This window comes from Mycobacterium hubeiense (assembly GCF_002838065.1).
GTDB lineage: Bacteria > Actinomycetota > Actinomycetes > Mycobacteriales > Mycobacteriaceae > Mycobacterium > Mycobacterium hubeiense.
On record NZ_PIZU01000001.1, the window covers coordinates 49,321 to 65,318 of the forward strand.

Sequence of the window (15,998 nt, forward strand, 5' to 3'; positions counted from 1 at the left end):
GCTTCGTCATGCGGGTACTGCATCCGCCGCCTCCCGCCACACGAGGAACTGTCCGGGCGAGCCCAGCTGAATCGGCTTGCGGTCCACCAGCGCGCCGGTCTGTCCCCGCAGTTGGGGTAGCAGCACCCACACCGGGCGCCGCCGCGGCGCCGACAGGTCGCTGAGCTCAGCGAGAATGTCGAGATGTCCGTAACGGGCCAGCGGCGAGACCTCGGTGAGGATCAGCGGTTCGGCCCGGCCGGGGCCGTCGAACACCGACGCGCGCAACTCGTCGGCCAATTGCGGCATCACCCGGTCGATCACCGCGCGCAGCCCGCGGGCGTCACGGCTGCCCGGCGCCGCGGCGTCCGCGCTGCGAATCAGATCCCATGACACGCCCTGCCGCTCGGCCAGTTCCCGCATCGCGGTGATCAGACGCGTGGTGATGTCGAGCACCTCACCGCCGTAGGCATGGGCGAGCACACGCGCCACCCGCTCGTGTTCGCCGGGCCGATCCGGCGGTATGGGCACGCCGATCGCGATGAATCCCCGTTCATCGACGCACCGCTGCAGTACCGCATCGTGATCCGCCTGTTGCAGCGCCGCGGCGTCGAGGTCACCGGCCCCCGGCACGACGGTTGGTGTGTGGGTGTGCATGGTGGTGGCGCTGGGCGGTTCGACAACCCGGAAGCGATAGGCCTCGCCATCCCACTCGAGGTCCAGTCCGGTCTGCGCGATCAGGGTGTCCAGGTGCGGCCGCAGCGGAATCCGGTCCAACTCCGGGAAGCGGGCGGTCACGCGGCTGCGGACCTGCGAGGGCGACAGCCGCTCGGACTGTGCGAGCCCGGTCAGCGCCACCCGCACCGCGGCCGCGGGCGGCATGTTCCGGTTGTGCAACTCGCCGCGGCCGGACACCGCGGCATGGCGGGAGATGGCGGCGGCCAGCCGCACCAACCGCGCATCCGCCGGCACCGGGATCTGCGTGGCGGCGTCACTAACGGCGCGGTAGCCGTCACAGAACGCGGCCCGCAGTTCTCTGGCCGCCGTCGACGCGGACACCACGGCGGCAACGTCGGCGCTGACCAATTTGTCGGCCCGTTCCCCTGCGGCTTCGGCGGCGGCGAGCAGCATCTCGTCGTCAGCCAGCAGCGCCAGCCGCCGACCGTGCCGTCGCCGCACGAACTCCTTTGTGCCCGATGCGGTTTCGTGCTCGCTGAGCCGGTCCAGGGCGGCGCGCAACAGACCACCGGCCGCGCGGTCGTGTGCCGACCAGTCCGCCATGGTGACGCCGGATTGGGGCAGCCGCGCACGGATCTCGGCGGTCAGCGTGCTCACCGCGGCCACCCCGCCGAAGTCGGTGACCACCTGTTTGGCGATCTCGGTGATCGCGTCGAGCAATTCCCGCGCGTCGGCGTTCTTCGCCCAGTCGTCCTGCAGTTCCTTGAGCACCTGGATGCCGCGTGGAGTCGTCTTGCCCAGTTTTTCGGCCAGTTCGGCGCTGCTGGCGAAGGCGTCGAGCCCCGGTGTGACGCCCAGGATCAGCTCGGCGGCCCGCCTGCGGGTGGTGGCCGCCCGCGGTGCCGATACCGCCGTCAGCAACAATCCCACCGCGTCGTCGAGGCCCATGAGTTGATCGGAGACGGTGCGCTGCTTGCCCAGCCGCTTCGTCCACTCGCGGTAACGGGTTCTGATCTCCTTTTGCGTGTCCTTGGCCTCGCGGGCGACCAGCCGGTTGAGCGGGGTGGAGTCCAGCGCCAGCAGCTCGCCGACGGTGGCGACTTGCGCGGTGGCCAACGCCGACACCGCCCGAGCGCTCAACCCCGCGGCGGCCAGTGGCGTCGACACGTCCGCCCGTGCGGCGGCTGAATCGCTTTCCTGCGGCGCGGTTTCGGTGTCGACGGTGGTGAAGATGGCGCGCCAGGCGCGCAGCATGTCCTCGGCGGTGTCGGGTCGTTTGGCCGCGTCGCGGGAGAGCGCGGTGGTGAAGAATTCAACCATCCCCGCGGCGGGGGTCGGCTCGAACATGTCCTGAACCAGCGTGATGTCGTCGTCGACGGTGGCCGGATTGATGTTCGGGTCGGGTCCGTACTGGGGGCTTTTGCCCGTCGCCATCTCGAAAAGCACCACCGCGGCGCCGTAGCGTTCGGCGGCGGTGTCGTACTGGCGGCGTCCACCGATGCCCAGGAACGGGTCCAGGTAGGGCGGGGTGCCGGCCTCGATGTTCTTGGGATCGACGCCGGCCATCGAGAAGTCGAACATCACCAGATGCGAGTCGGCACGTGAACTCGACTGGTAGACACCCAGATTCGCCGGTTTGATGTCGCGGTGCATTACCCCCTTGCGTTCCAGCGCCACCAGCGCGGTCAGCAGGTCGGTGCCCCAGCGTTCCAGCACGTCGATCGACAAACGGCCGCGGTTGTTGAGTTCCTCGGCCAGCGTGGTGCGGCCGGCGTACTTGAGCAGCAGCGCGGTGCGCCCGCCGACTTCGACGACGCCGTGCAAGGTGACGATCCGGTCGTCGTCCTCGAAGCGGCCCAGGATCTGCGCTTCGGCGCGCAGCCGGTCGGCGGCGTCGGCATCCTTGGCCACCTTCAGCACCCGTTCGGCGCCGCCCACCTGGTGGTCGGCGACCAGAATGCCCACTGCCGTCGAGCCGGCGCCCAGCTTGCGGCGGTAGATGAACCGTCCGGCCAGTTCGGTTCCCGGCCCAGCCTCCAGCGGATCGGTGCCCGTGGCCTTGCCGAGCACGTCCTCGCGGGCAGCGGCGAGTCGGTCGAGAAACTCGGACACGTCGGCGATGCGCTCGTCAGGCCGGGGGTTGGTGGCGTCGAGCACCAACTGGCGCAGCGGGGTTCGGACCTGGGGCATCTCAGCGGCCAGGTCCAGGCCGTGGTCGCGGCGCAGCCGGTCCATCAGCTCGCCGCGTTCGGTGGCCGGCAACTGGCCGCCGGTCAGCACGAAGAACGCGAGGGCACCCAGCCCGAAGACGTCGATGCGCGCGGGATCCGTCGGTCGCGGCCCCTCCGGCGCGGCGAACAGGCGGGCCATCTCGCTGGGCGCCGCCGCCATCAGCGACAGCGAGCCGCTCGACAGCCGGCTCACCGCGGTGTCGGGGTTGGCGGGCAGCACGCCAGCGCTGTCCCAGTCGGTGACCTGCGGCAGCGGTTCGTCGCGGTCGCGGATGGCCACAGCACGCGGGTTGAGTCCACGGTGCACCACGCGGTTGCGGTGGGCGTAGTTGACGATGTCGGCCAGCCGGCCGATCAAGTCGAGTTGGGTTTCCAGCGACAGGTTCTTGTGGTCGGCCAGCCAAAGATCAAGCGGCACATCACCTTTGGGCTGAGGAAATACCAGCCCGATACCCAGTTCGGGCTCGTTGACCAGGTCTTCGGGAACCTGCAGCCCGTCGTAACGCAGCCGGGACAGCAGATGGAACTCGTGGGTGACGGCCTGCTTGCGGGCGTGACTGTCGGCCTTGGTGGCGCCCTCACCGATGGTGTAGAAGCGGATGCGGGCATGCCGTTCGGTGTCGACATGGTGAAAGGCCGGCCAGTCCTGCCAACCCTCGCCGTCGGCGAGTGGCTGCTCATCGATGATCCACGACCCGATCTCGCGCTGGCGCCGCGGCGCCAGGCCGATCGCCTTCATCAGGCCATGGATGATCAAGCTGTTCTTCTCGCTGACCGGCTCGTGTCGGGCCGGTGCCAGCAGGCGTTCGGATATCCCGGGCAAACCAGTCTTGTGGCTGCGCCCGTCCAGGCCGTACAGGTTGATCTTCGAGCTTTCCGGCAGCTCACACTTGAATTCCGGATGGTGCAGGAACACCAATTCCTGCACGTACGGGATGATGCCCGGGTCGTAGCCGGCCTTCTGCCGGAGCGTGTCCTTGAGCAGCGACGCGAAGTACTGGGCCTTGCGACGGGTCAGCAGCAGCGGCGAGTCCTCAGCCCGGTGCCCGTCGCGCATCCAGACGTGGTCGTTGCCCCGCAGGGTGCCCGCGTAATGCTTGAGCTCGATCAAATACAGCGTGTCACGGGCGAGCACGAGCAGGTCGACCTCATGCCAGCGGCCGCGGTTGTCGCGGAACTCGAAGTTGGCCCAGGCGCGAAACGGCGGAGCGTCGGGGAGAATCCGCTTGATGGCGTCAAGCCCCTGCTGCTCGTGGGCGAATTGCGACTCGGCGATCTGGACCCAACGGCCGTCCTTCACCGGTTGGGCACCTCCTCGTCGCTTTGCGCCTGTTTGCTCTGGGAAGTATCCGCTACGACACCGACAATTTTGGGCAATTGACAGTCGCCTGTTGCGGAGTCGGGTCTCCTAGTGAGCCGCGGCGTCCCAGCTGCGGCCGTAGCCCACGCTGACCTCCAGCGGCACGTCCAGCGGGTAGGCGTTGCACATCTCGTCCTTGACCAGCTTTTCGAGGGCGTCCCGCTCCCCCGGCGCGATCTCGAACAACAGCTCGTCGTGCACCTGCAGGAGCATCCGCGACTTCAGCCCGGCGTCCTTGAGCGCCTTGTCGACGTTGATCATCGCGACCTTGATGATGTCGGCGGCGCTGCCCTGGATCGGCGCGTTGAGCGCGGCACGTTCGGCGGCCTCGCGGACCTGCCGGTTGCTGCTGTCGAGCTCGGGCAGATAGCGGCGTCGGCCCAGCACCGTCGAGGTGTAGCCGTCCTTGCGAGCCTGGTCGACGACCTCGTGTAGGTAGTCGCGCACCCCGCCGAACCTCGCGAAGTACTGCTCCATCTGCACTTTGGCCTCTTCGGTGGAGATCTTCAGCTGCGCCGCCAGCCCGTACGCACTCAACCCGTAGGCCAGGCCGTACGACATCGCCTTGACGCGGCGCCGCAGTTCGGGGGTGACCTCGTCGATCGGCACGGAAAACGCCCGGGACGCGACGAACGAGTGCAGGTCCTCGCCGGTGCGAAACGCCTCGATCAGGCCCTCGTCCTTGGACAGATGGGCCATGATCCGCATTTCGATCTGGCTGTAGTCGGCCGTCATCAGCTCGTCGTATCCGGCGCCGACGACGAACGCGTCGCGGATCCGGCGGCCGGCCTCGGTGCGGATCGGGATGTTCTGCAGATTCGGTTCGGTGGAGGAAAGCCTGCCGGTCGCGGCGATCGTCTGGTTGAAGGTGGTGTGGATCCGGCCGTCGGAGGCCACCGAGTTGAGCAGCCCGTCGACGGTGACCTTGAGCCGGGTGGCGTCGCGGTGCGCCAGCAGATGCTGCAGGAACGGATGGCCGGTCTTGTCGAACAGCGACTGCAGCGCGTCCGCGTCGGTGGTGTAGCCGGTCTTGGTGCGCTTGGTCTTGGGCATCTCCAGCTCGTCGAACAGCACCACCTGCAGCTGTTTGGGCGAGCCGAGGTTGATCTGCTTGCCGATCACCGCATACGCCGCCTCGGCCGCGTCGCGGATCTGGTCGGCGAATTCGCTCTGCAGCTCGGACAGCATGTTGAGGTCGACGGCGATGCCGGCGGTCTCCATGTCGGCCAGCACGCGCTGCACCGGTAGTTCCATCCGTCCCAGCAGCGACGACGAGTCGATGCGCGCCAGCTCCTCGTCGAGCGCGTCGGCGAGATCCAGCACCGCACACGCCCGCAGGATCAAGGTCTGGACCGCCTGCTCGTCGGTGCCGTCGGTGTCGTCGAGCAACGAAAGCTGTTGCTGCTCAGGGTTTTCCGCACGCAGTTCACGCCGCAGGTAGCGAAGTGACAGGTCGTCGAGGGAGAAGCTGCGCTGCCCGGGGCGCACCAGGTAGGCGGCCAGCGCGGTGTCGGAGGTGACACCGTTGAGCGTCCAGCCGCGGCCGGCCAGGTCGTGCATCGCCAGTTTGGCTTCATGCAGCGCCTTGGGCGGGCCCGGATCGGCGAGCCACGACGCCAGCGCCGCCTCGTCTTCGGGGTCCAGGGTGGCGGTGTCGATGTAGCGGCCGTCGCCGTCGGCCGACACGATGGCCAGCGCAGTGGCGTCGCTGTCGAACGCGCGGTGGCTGCCGACGACGGCCAGCCCGAACCGGCGCCCGTCGCTGTGCTCGGCCAACCACGCGGCGAGCTCCCCGCGCTCCAGCGCGCGGCCCCGGACGTCGAAACCCAGCTCGACCTCGGGTTCGACGGCGCTGAGAGTCTCGAACAGCCGGTCGCGGAGCACCCGGAACTCGAGGTCATCGAACAGCCGGTGGATCTGGTCGCGGTCCCACGGCTGCATCCGCAGCGTGTCGGGGGTCTGCGCCAGTGGCACGTCCTTGACCAGGTCGGTGAGCTCGCGGTTGAGCACCACGTGGGAAAGGTTGGCGCGCAACGCGTCACCGACCTTGCCCTTCACCGTGTCGACGTTGTCGACGAGCGCCTGTAGCGAGCCGTATTCGGCAATCCATTTGGTGGCGGTCTTCTCCCCTACGCCTGGGATGCCCGGCAGGTTGTCGCTCGGGTCGCCGCGCAGCGCCGCGAAGTCGGGGTACTGCTGCGGTGTCAGCCCGTATTTCTCGACGACGGCTTCGGGCGTGAACCGGGTGAGCTCGCTGACGCCCTTGCGGGGGTAGAGCACCGTGACGTCGTCGCTGACGAGCTGCAGCGCGTCGCGGTCACCGGTGACGACCAGCACCCGGTAGCCCTGCTCCTCGGCCTGGGTGGCCAGCGTGGCGATGATGTCGTCGGCCTCATAGCCCGGCTCCGCCAGCACGGTGATGCCGAGCGCGGCGAGCACCTCTTTGGTGATGTCGATCTGGCCGCGGAATTCGTCGGGCGTACTGGACCGGCCGGCCTTGTACTCCGGGAACTTGTCGACGCGGAAGGTCTGCCGCGAGACGTCGAACGCGGCCGCGATGTGGGTGGGCTGCTCATCGCGCAGCAGGTTGATCAGCATCGCGGTGAACCCGTAGACCGCGTTGGTGGTGAGCCCGCCCTGGGTCTTGAAGTTCTCGGCGGGCAGCGCGTAGAACGCCCGGTACGCCAGCGAATTGCCGTCCAGCAGCATCAATGTCGGCTTCTGGTCCGTTGTCGCGGGCGCCGTCTTCTTGTCGGTCGCGGTGCTGGCTGGGCTCACGGCCCTACTCTATGCACCCGCGGTGACAACAGGGCAGGACACCGGGCGGGCTTGACAGGTGTTGTCCGGAAACTGGAACACGTTTCAGTTTCGTGCGCCGAGTCGGTACGCTGACCGCGTGTCAGGAGCATCCACTCAACCCGCGATCGACGGCTGGTTCGCCACCGACGGATCGGGCGCGCCGTATCTCATCGGCAGCAAATGCCATCAGTGCGGCACCTATGTGTTTCCGCCGCGGGCCAACAACTGTCCCAATCCGGCGTGTGACGGCGACGAGCTGGCCCAGGTGCCGCTGTCGCGACGCGGCACGCTGTGGAGCTACACCGAAAACCGGTATCCCCCGCCGGCACCCTATCCGGCGCCAGATCCCTTCGAGCCGTTCGCGATTGCCGCGGTGCAGCTCGCCGACGAGGGCCTGATCGTGTTGGGCAAGGTCGTCGAGGGCACGCTCGCCGCCGACCTGAAGGTCGGGATGGAGATGGAACTGACCACCATGCCGCTCTACGTCGACGAGAACGGCGTCGAGCGCGTCGTGCACGCCTGGAGGATCGCATCATGAGCCCGGAACCGCTCTACATCCTCGGCGCCGGCATGCATCCGTGGGGCAAATGGGGCCGCGACTTCACCGAGTACGGCGTGGTCGCCGCCCGGGCGGCACTGGCCGAGGCCGGGCTGGACTGGCGTCAGATCCAGTTCGTCGCCGGCGCAGACACCATCCGCAACGGCTATCCGGGTTTCATCGCGGGGTCGACGTTCGCCCAGAAGCTGGGCTGGAACGGTGTGCCGGTGTCCTCGTCGTATGCCGCGTGTGCCAGCGGGTCGCAGGCGCTGCAGAGCGCTCGCGCGCAGATCCTGGCCGGGTTCTGCGATGTCGCGCTGGTCGTCGGTGCGGACACGACGCCGAAGGGTGCGTTCGCCCCGGTCGGTGGCGAGCGCCGCAACGACCCGGACTGGCAGCGCTTTCACCTGATCGGTGCGATGAACCCGGTGTACTTCGCGCTGCTGGCCCGCCGCCGGATGGATCTCTACGGGGCCACCGTCGAAGACTTCGCCCAGGTGAAGGTGAAGAACTCCCGCCACGGCCTGCAGAACCCGAATGCCCGCTACCGCAAGGAGGCGTCGGTCGAGGACGTGCTGGCCAGCCCGGTGGTCGCCGACCCGTTGCGGCAGCTCGACATCTGCGCGACGTCCGACGGCGCGGCTGCGCTGATCGTGGCGAGCAAGTCGTTCGCCGAAAAGCATCTGGGGTCGCTGGAGGGTGTGCCGTCTGTCCGGGCCATCAGCACCGTCACGCCGCGGTACCCGCAGCATCTGCCCGAATTGCCGGACATCGCAACGGATTCCACCGCCGTGGTGCCCGCGCCGGAACGGGTGTTCAAGGACCAGATCCTCGACGCCGCCTACGCCGAGGCGGGCATCGGGCCCGAGGATGTCAGCCTCGCCGAGGTGTATGACCTGTCCACGGCGCTGGAGCTGGACTGGTACGAGCATCTAGGTCTGTGCGCCAAGGGTGAGGCCGAGCAGTTGCTGCGGAGCGGCGCGACGACCATCGGCGGCAAGGTCCCGGTGAACCCGTCCGGCGGCCTGGCGTGTTTTGGCGAAGCCATTCCCGCACAGGCGATTGCGCAGGTCTGCGAGCTGACGTGGCAGCTGCGTGGCCAGGCGACCGGTCGTCAGGTCGAGGGCGCGAAGGTGGGCATCACCGCCAACCAAGGCCTGTTCGGTCACGGCTCGTCGGTGATCGTCGCGCGCTAGGCGACCCCTCCCACCGAAACTGAACTTATGTGCGAAATTCTTGTGAAAACTCGTACACAAGCTCAGTTTCGACATGCGCGCTGGCGGAGTTTCGACGCCCGCGATCTGGCGCGCCGCGAAAGCGAATGCTGCTCGTTCTTCGCGTTCGCTTTCGAACCTGAGGGCAAGGGTGTGGTGCTGCGGATCAGCGTTACGCCCGAATATGTCGAGGTCCTCGACGCCCTTGAGCGACGCGTGAAAATCACTTAGGCGACGCCGAGGTAGGCCGCCCGAATGCTGTCGTCGGCCAGCAACTCTCGGGCGTTGCCGGTACGGGTGATTTCGCCCGTCTCCAGAATGTAGGCACGGTCGGAGCGCGTCAGCGCCTGCTGGGCATTCTGCTCGACCAGCAGCACCGTGGTGCCCTGCGCGTTGATGTCGGCGATGATCCGAAATATCTGCGAAATCACCATGGGCGCCAGGCCCATCGACGGCTCGTCGAGCAGCAGCACCTTCGGTCGCGCCATCAGAGCCCGGCCAATCGCCAGCATCTGCTGCTCGCCGCCGGACAAGGTACCGCCGACCTGGCTTCGTCGTTCGGCCAGCCGCGGGAAGGTCTCCAGCACCCAGTCCAACCGTTCCTTGTGTTCGGCCTTCGACGCGAACTTTCGCCCGTAGCAGCCCATTTCGAGGTTCTCGACCACGGTCATGCCCGGGAACACCCCGCGACCCTCGGGCGCTTGGATGAGGCCCTCCACCACCCGGCGGTGTGCCTTGACCTTCGTGATGTCGCGGCCTTCGAACCACACCGAGCCCGACGTCAGTGGCCGCAATCCCGAAATCGCCCGCATCATCGTGGTTTTCCCGGCTCCGTTGGAGCCCAGCAGCGTCACGAGCTCGCCTTCGTGCACCTTCAGCGAGACGCCGTGCAGCGCGCGAATGCGCCCGTAATGCACCACCACGTCGCGCGCCTCGAGCAACACCGGGCGGGGGTCGAGATCAGGAGAGTTCGTCATCGGGCACCCCCAGGTAAGCGGCGATGACCTTCGGGTCTTCGCGAATCTCGGACGGCAGTCCGTCGGCGATCTTGCGGCCGAACTCCAGCACCACGATGCGGTCGGTCACGCCCATCACCAGCCGCATGTCGTGTTCGATGAGCAGCACGGTGTAACCGTCGTCGCGGATCTTGCGAATCAGTTCGATCAGCGAGGCCTTCTCCGCGGGGTTGAAGCCGGCCGCCGGCTCGTCGAGGCACAACAGTTTCGGTTCGGTCGCGAGCGCCCGCGCGATCTCCAGCCGGCGTTGGTCACCGTAGGGCAGGTTCTTGGCCTTCTCCTCGCCGCGGTGGGCGATGCCGACGAAATGCAGGAGCGCCGCGGCCCGTTCGATTGCCGTCTGCTCCTCCCGGCGATGGCGCGGCGTGCGCACCAACGCCCCCGGTACCGACGTGAAGTGCCGCGCATCGGTGCCGACCATGACGTTCTCCAGCGCGGTCATCTCGCCCCACAGCCGGATGTTCTGGAACGTGCGGGCGATGCCACGGCGGGTGATCTGGTGGCGTTTGATCCGGCCGAGCGGGGCGCCGTCGAAGATGACCGAGCCGGACGTGGGCCGGTACACCCCGGTGATCGCGTTGAAGCAGGTGGTCTTGCCGGCGCCGTTTGGCCCGATCATGCCGAGGATCTCGCCGCGGCGAATGTTGAACGTCACCGAATCGAGTGCGACCAGACCGCCGAACTGGACAGTCAAATCCTTTGTCTCTAAGAGGGTTTCGCCCTCGGCGGCATGGATGTCGCGATGGACGCCGGCCAGTTCCTCGATGCTCATGTCTCGACCCCCGCGCGATCCGGCCCGATCCGCAACAGCTCCCTCGCACGCTTGCCGTAGGCCAGCAGCTGCTGGCGGGCAGGGAATATCCCTTCGGGCCGGAAGATCATCATCACCACCAGCGCCAAGCCGAAGAACAGGTACTTCAGATCGCCCAGGTTGATGCCGAGGAAATGCACCCCGAGGAAGCGGTTCGGCAGGTACACGATGATGAACGCGCCGAATATCACGCCGAGTTTGTTCCCCTGCCCACCAAGCACGACTGCACACAGGAACAGCATCGAGTTGATGATGTTGAAGGTGGGCGGTGCCACGAACTGCACCTGTCCCGCGTACAGCGCACCCGACAATCCACCGATGGCCGCGCCGATCACGAACGCCCACAGCTTGAACCGGAAGGTGTTGACGCCCATCACTTCTGCGGCATCTTCATCTTCCCGGATCGCCACCCAGGCTCGGCCGACCCGACTGCGTTCGAGATTGCCCACCAGCAGCAGGATGCCGACCATCAAGATGATGCCCAGCCAGAACCACCAGGTGCCGTAGTTCGCGTCGCCTGTGGTGTTTCCGCTGGAGAAGACACCGTCGGGCAGCCGCTCGCTCTCCCCCACCCGCGGGTACGCCACGCCGGGAAGTCCGCGCGGGCCGTTGGTGACGTCGGACAGGTTGTCGGCCAGCAGCCGGATGATTTCACCGAACCCGAGCGTCACGATCGCCAGGTAGTCGCCCCGCAACCGCAACGTCGGGGTGCCCAGAATCAGGCCGGCCAGCGCGGTGAATGCCATCGCCAGCGGCACACAGGACAGCCAGGCCCAATCCTCGCTGAAGAATCCGGAGGTGCCGACTTTGTTCCACGGGCTACTCGGGCTCGTCAGCAGTGCGACGGTGTACGCGCCGACGGCGTAGAACCCCACGTAACCAAGGTCGAGCAGGCCAGCTTGGCCGACCACGACGTTGAGCCCAATCGCGATGATGGCGACCATCGCGAACTGCGCCATGGTGCCGCCGAAGCTGATGCCCGGTGTGTTCAACAGTGGCGGCGGGAACAGCGGCAGCAGGGCGAGCAAGCCGAAGCCCAGGACACCGAAGCCCCACTTCTGGACCCTCGACAGCCTCGCCCACCACTGCCGCAGCGCGTCGCCGGGTGCCATCAGCCGATCGCTCAGGCTCATGCGCGATCCGCCTCCGGCTTCTCGCTGGCTGCTCATACTCGTGCCTTCCCGAGGCTCTCCCCGAGTATCCCGGTGGGACGGAACAACAGCACCAGCACCAGCAGGACGAATGCCACCACGTCTCGCCACTGCGTGCCGAACACCGCCTGCCCGTAGTTCTCCATGATGCCCAGCAGCAGGCCGCCGAGCAGGGCCCCGCGCAGGTTGCCGATGCCGCCAAGCACCGCCGCGGAGAACGCCTTGATGCCCAACAGGAATCCGCCGGAGTAGATGATGCCCTGCGGCACTTTGAGCGTGTAGAGCAACGCCGCGGCGCCGGCCAGCAGGCCGCCGAGCAGGAATGTCAGCATGATGATGCGCTCGCGGGAGACGCCCATGAGCGTTGCGGTGTTCGGATCCTGGGCGACGGCGCGGATGCCGCGACCGAATTTCGTCCGGTTGATCGCGAGATCGGTCAGCGCCGCAAAGACCAACGCGGCGGCGATGATGACCAGGGTGATGTTGGAGACGGTGGCCCCGAAGATCGTGAACTGAGTTTTGGGCTGCACCAGGATGATCGGTTGCTGGGCGTTGCTGCCGCCGTAGCCCTCGAGCAGTTTGGGCAGCACGAAGTGGACGAATTCCTGTAGCACGAACGACATCCCGATCGCAGTGATCAGGAAGGTCAGCGAGCGGGCATGGCGTCTGCGCAGCGGTCTGTACGCCACCGCCTCAAGGCCGATCGCCGCCGTTCCGGAGACAAGCATCGCGAAAAGCATCGCTATGCCCAGGTATAAGACGGTCAGCGGGATGCCCAAGTTGTACGCGTTGCCGCTTGGGGTGAAGCCGAGGATGAAGTCGAGACAAAATAGCGCGCCGAACATCCCGAGCATGAAGATCTCCGAATGGGCGAAGTTGATCAGCCTCAGCACGCCGAACACGAGGGTGTATCCGACGGCAACGAGCGCGTAAATCGACCCCCACGAGAGACCGTCGATGGTCAACTGCCAGAAGCCTTCTCGCAGGCCTTCCAGGTTGAAGCTGATGTTGGCAGCCAAGCAGGCGTACCCCTCGACGCACTCGTGAATCATCCGGAAGCGGCTCCTCGCAATGGATCTCTAACGAAACGCGTCCGAGCCATTCGGTCTCGGACGCGTTTCGTCGTTCGGCTACTGAACTTTGTAGATCCAGATCAGCGAAGTGGTCAGCTCACCGGTAGGGGTCCACTGGTACTGACGCGCCACACCCTGACCGTTGTAGTTCCGCACAAACTCCAGCAGTGCCGGACGCGTGATGGCGCCGGAGCCGATGCCCTTCAGCATGATGGTGGCCAGGTCGTAGCCCTCCGCGCTGTACGTACTCGGCTCGCCGAACTTCTGGGTGTACTCCTCGGCGAATGTTCCGGTGGCGGGTCCGCACGGGCAGGACAGCAGGGCGTCCTTTGCCGCCGCGCCGGCCTGCTTGACGAACGCCGGGTCTTTGGTGCCGTCGCCGCTGACGAACGTGCCTTCGAAACCGCCGTCCCTGAGTTGCTGCACGAGCGGTGCCGCCTCGGCGTAATAGCCGCTGAAGAACACCGCCTTCGGATTGACGCCCTTGATTTGGGTCACCGCGGCGGAGAAGTCCTTGTCGCCCTTCTTCACCGAGATGTTGCACCCCGAGTCTGCAACGGGGCCGAGCGTCTCGCGGATCGCCTGGGCCAGGCCGAGGCCGTAGTCGGTGCTGTCGTCCACGACGCAGACCTTGTCGTAGCCGAGGGTGTTCTTCATGTAGTTGGCGACCGACGGCCCTTGCACCCCGTCGTTACCGAGACCGCGGAAGAACGTCCGCCATCCCTTCTGCGACAACGTCACGTTGGTGGCCGACGCCGTCACGGCCACCAACCCGGCCTGGTTGAAAATGTCGCCGGTCGCGTTTGTCTCGCCGGAGAACGCTGGTCCGATCAAGCCGATGGTGAACGCATCGTTGATGATCTGTGGGGCGATCTGGGTGGCCTTCTGCGGGTCGCCCTCGGTGTCGAACGCCTTCAGCTGCACCTGGCAGCCCGGATTGGCGGCGTTGTGCTTGTCCACGGCCAGCTGCGCGCCGTTCTTGATGTTGATGCCCAGCTGGGCGTCGGGCCCGGTGAGCGCACCGGCCATCGCGATCGACACCGGCGGGCATTGCGCCTGCCCGTTCCCCGCTGGATCCGCCGCTGCCGCCGCTTCGGGAGGCTTGACTTCCGCGCCGTTCTCGTCGATTTGCACCTGCTCGACGATTTTCAGGTCGGCCTGCGCCGCTTCCCCTTCAGTCGGCTGGGATTGTTGGCAGCCGGCAATGCCGAGCACCACCAAACCTGCACTCCCTAGAGCAAATGCACTCCGTGCCACGAGACCGCGCACGTTCCACCTCCGTGTCGATGTTTCATCGACATCGACGGACCAGGATTGCTGCGCCCGGGCGCCGATGCTTCGGGTAGAACATAGATCACGCATGGCCGTGGTGCGTGATGTTGGAAAATGCACGGCGGGTCTCGGCCCGATCCACCGCCTCATACAGCGGGGTCGGAAACGCAGTGTTTACGCGTCTTTGGGCTCTTCGAGGGTCTCCAACACGACTTCGGCGACGCGTCTCATCGTGGTGCGGCGGTCCATCGCGGCGCGCTGGATCCATTTGAAGGCCTCGGGTTCGGTCATCTGATGCTTGGTCTGCAGCAAACCCTTCGCCCGTTCCACCAACTTGCGGGTCTCCAGCCGGTCCGACAGCGTGGCGACTTCCTGCTCCAGCGCGGTCAGCTCGGAGAACCGGCTGACCGCCAGCTCGATCGCCGGGATCAGATCGGTGATGTTGAACGGCTTGACCAGGTACGCCATCGCCCCGGCGTCGCGAGCCCGCTCCACCAGTTCACGTTGCGAGAAGGCGGTCAGCACCACGATCGGCGCGATGCGCTTGCTGGCGATCTCGGAGGCCGCGTCGATGCCGTCGCGGCGGGGCATCTTGACGTCCATGATCACCAGGTCGGGCTTCAGGCTTTCGGCCAGCTCGACGGCCTCCTGCCCGTCGCCGGCCTCGCCGACCACCTCGTAGCCCTCTTCGCGCAGCATCTCAGCCAGATCCAGCCGGATGAGCGCCTCATCCTCGGCGATGAGGACACGGCGTGGCTTATCGGCGTCGGTCGGTGACCCGGTCATGGGTGACATTGTGGCGTGGGGTCGCTGGATCAGCGACCTCGGGGGCTGTGACGTCGGGCCGATCCTTGGCATCCTTTATGGTGGGAGACCGCACCACACGAAGCCCTCGTATCCCAACTGGCAGAGGAAACGGATTCAAAACCCGTACAGTGTGAGTTCGAATCTCACCGAGGGCACAAACTCACAACTCCCCGACTCACTCGAGGAATCGAGCGATTCCGGCCGGCGGCAACACCGTGGCTGCGCGTGCCTGGCGGTACCCCACCACTCCACCGGCGGCGGTGATCGCCATGATGCCGACGGTGCCCGGCAGGGCCGCCCACATCAGGTCGGTGACGTCGGCCATTCTCAAGTAGTCGGCATAGCCGGCGCGGAACGACTCCGGAAGTGTGTGCGGGCCGGCCGATTCGGGCGGCGCCGGTTGACGATTGGTGCCCGGCTCCTGGATCGTCGGCGCGGCGGGTGCCGCTGGCGCCTGCGGCGCGGCCGGCCCGGGCGCTCCTGGCGGAGCAGGCGCCAGGGGGACGACGACCGGCACCGGCGGCAGCACGACCGGCGGCACCACAGGAAGGGGAGCGACGGGCGCCACAGGAACGGGCGCGGCGGGCGCCTCCGGAGCACGGATGACGATGCTGCGCGTGCTCGGCGCCGTCGGCACGGGCGGCAGTTTCGGTGACCTGCCGACATTGCCGCTGCTCGGCGCGGCTCCGCCCCCGCCACCGCCGCCGGCGGCACCCACGCCACCGAGCTCGGCGCCGATACCGCCACCGAACGTCGACGACTGGTCGCCGCGGGACTTCTTCACGTCGCCGGAGACACTGACCTTGGGGGGACCCTTGTGCGAGCGCTTGCGGCGGTCGTCGTCATCGAAGATGTCGAGGATGTCGACGTCGATGCCGAACAGATCGGCCGACGCCACCGCGGCGCCGACAACGCCCGGACCGGCAATCATCGCGCCGCACGCGATCGCACAGCTGATCGTCGCTGTCCGCATCCACGACCGGTCCACGCTTGCTCCCCCAGGGTTTGCCGCACACGCCGCAGTTATGCCTCACGTCATTGTTACATCAGCGGTTGGCGCGGTCACGCC

The 15,998-nt window shown here is 67.0% G+C and carries 11 protein-coding genes and 1 tRNA gene; 3 read left to right on the top strand and 9 right to left on the bottom strand.

Going from position 1 to position 15,998, the window contains the following annotated elements; all coding sequences use genetic code 11:
- Positions 1 to 6: 6 nt before the first annotated feature.
- Together pglW and polA are read right to left on the bottom strand one after the other, a co-directional pair.
- Positions 7 to 4,188 (bottom strand): BREX system serine/threonine kinase PglW, encoded by a 4,182-nt coding sequence (pglW, locus tag CWS39_RS00200; RefSeq protein ID WP_102140895.1) that lies wholly within the window; start codon positions 4,186 to 4,188, stop codon positions 7 to 9.
- Positions 4,189 to 4,296: 108 nt separating this feature from the next.
- Positions 4,297 to 6,957 carry a DNA polymerase I gene (gene polA, locus CWS39_RS00205; protein ID WP_199177906.1) on the bottom strand — a complete coding sequence of 887 codons (2,661 nt, stop codon included), beginning with the start codon at positions 6,955 to 6,957 and terminating at the stop codon, positions 4,297 to 4,299.
- A gap of 187 nt (positions 6,958 to 7,144) precedes the next feature.
- On the opposite strand from polA, the gene CWS39_RS00210 reads away from it, so the two are divergent.
- Positions 7,145 to 7,585: a Zn-ribbon domain-containing OB-fold protein gene (locus tag CWS39_RS00210; protein WP_102141149.1), complete on the top strand. Its 441-nt coding sequence runs from the start codon at positions 7,145 to 7,147 to the stop codon at positions 7,583 to 7,585.
- Positions 7,582 to 8,781 carry a lipid-transfer protein gene (locus CWS39_RS00215; protein ID WP_102140897.1) on the top strand — a complete coding sequence of 400 codons (1,200 nt, stop codon included), beginning with the start codon at positions 7,582 to 7,584 and terminating at the stop codon, positions 8,779 to 8,781. Before CWS39_RS00210 ends, CWS39_RS00215 begins: the two co-directional genes overlap by 4 nt.
- Before the next feature lie 245 nt (positions 8,782 to 9,026).
- On the opposite strand, the gene CWS39_RS00225 is transcribed toward CWS39_RS00215, so the two are convergent.
- The 6 genes from CWS39_RS00225 to CWS39_RS00250 all read right to left on the bottom strand — a co-directional run bounded on the left by CWS39_RS00225 (position 9,027) and on the right by CWS39_RS00250 (position 14,908).
- Complete coding sequence (locus tag CWS39_RS00225; protein ID WP_102140899.1) at positions 9,027 to 9,776, bottom strand: ABC transporter ATP-binding protein; 750 nt, start codon at positions 9,774 to 9,776, stop codon at positions 9,027 to 9,029.
- The gene (locus tag CWS39_RS00230) at positions 9,760 to 10,587 is read right to left on the bottom strand and encodes an ABC transporter ATP-binding protein (protein ID WP_102140900.1); all 828 of its coding nucleotides are present in this window, start codon (positions 10,585 to 10,587) and stop codon (positions 9,760 to 9,762) included. The genes CWS39_RS00225 and CWS39_RS00230 overlap by 17 nt, the downstream gene beginning before the upstream one ends.
- Positions 10,584 to 11,759, bottom strand: a complete 1,176-nt coding sequence (locus CWS39_RS00235; protein WP_431306064.1) for a branched-chain amino acid ABC transporter permease — start codon at positions 11,757 to 11,759, stop codon at positions 10,584 to 10,586. The genes CWS39_RS00230 and CWS39_RS00235 overlap by 4 nt, the downstream gene beginning before the upstream one ends.
- A gap of 32 nt (positions 11,760 to 11,791) precedes the next feature.
- Positions 11,792 to 12,829, bottom strand: coding sequence for a branched-chain amino acid ABC transporter permease (locus CWS39_RS00240; RefSeq protein ID WP_102140902.1), 1,038 nt, complete (start codon positions 12,827 to 12,829; stop codon positions 11,792 to 11,794).
- A 78-nt stretch (positions 12,830 to 12,907) separates the two neighbouring features.
- Entirely contained in the window at positions 12,908 to 14,119 is a 1,212-nt protein-coding gene (locus CWS39_RS00245; protein ID WP_102140903.1) for a branched-chain amino acid ABC transporter substrate-binding protein, read from the bottom strand.
- A 177-nt stretch (positions 14,120 to 14,296) separates the two neighbouring features.
- Complete coding sequence (locus CWS39_RS00250) at positions 14,297 to 14,908, bottom strand: ANTAR domain-containing response regulator (protein ID WP_102140904.1); 612 nt, start codon at positions 14,906 to 14,908, stop codon at positions 14,297 to 14,299.
- A gap of 102 nt (positions 14,909 to 15,010) precedes the next feature.
- Between CWS39_RS00250 and CWS39_RS00255 the strand changes: the two genes are divergently transcribed.
- Positions 15,011 to 15,084 (top strand) — tRNA-Leu (locus CWS39_RS00255).
- A 20-nt stretch (positions 15,085 to 15,104) separates the two neighbouring features.
- On the opposite strand, the gene CWS39_RS28810 is transcribed toward CWS39_RS00255, so the two are convergent.
- Positions 15,105 to 15,917 (bottom strand): hypothetical protein, encoded by an 813-nt coding sequence (locus tag CWS39_RS28810; protein ID WP_158240312.1) that lies wholly within the window; start codon positions 15,915 to 15,917, stop codon positions 15,105 to 15,107.
- Between the last annotated feature and the right edge of the window lie 81 nt (positions 15,918 to 15,998).

Bases quoted from the DNA above. Each gene is read 5' to 3' on its own strand.
- polA (WP_199177906.1), bottom strand. From the start codon at position 6,957: ATGCTGCTGGACGGCAATTCGCTGGCGTACCGGGCGTTCTACGCGCTG.
- CWS39_RS00215 (WP_102140897.1), top strand. From the start codon at position 7,582: ATGAGCCCGGAACCGCTCTACATCCTCGGCGCCGGCATGCATCCGTGG.
- CWS39_RS00225 (WP_102140899.1), bottom strand. From the start codon at position 9,776: ATGACGAACTCTCCTGATCTCGACCCCCGCCCGGTGTTGCTCGAGGCG.
- CWS39_RS00230 (WP_102140900.1), bottom strand. From the start codon at position 10,587: ATGAGCATCGAGGAACTGGCCGGCGTCCATCGCGACATCCATGCCGCC.
- CWS39_RS00235 (WP_431306064.1), bottom strand. From the start codon at position 11,759: ATGAGCCTGAGCGATCGGCTGATGGCACCCGGCGACGCGCTGCGGCAG.
- CWS39_RS00240 (WP_102140902.1), bottom strand. From the start codon at position 12,829: ATGATTCACGAGTGCGTCGAGGGGTACGCCTGCTTGGCTGCCAACATC.
- CWS39_RS00250 (WP_102140904.1), bottom strand. From the start codon at position 14,908: ATGACCGGGTCACCGACCGACGCCGATAAGCCACGCCGTGTCCTCATC.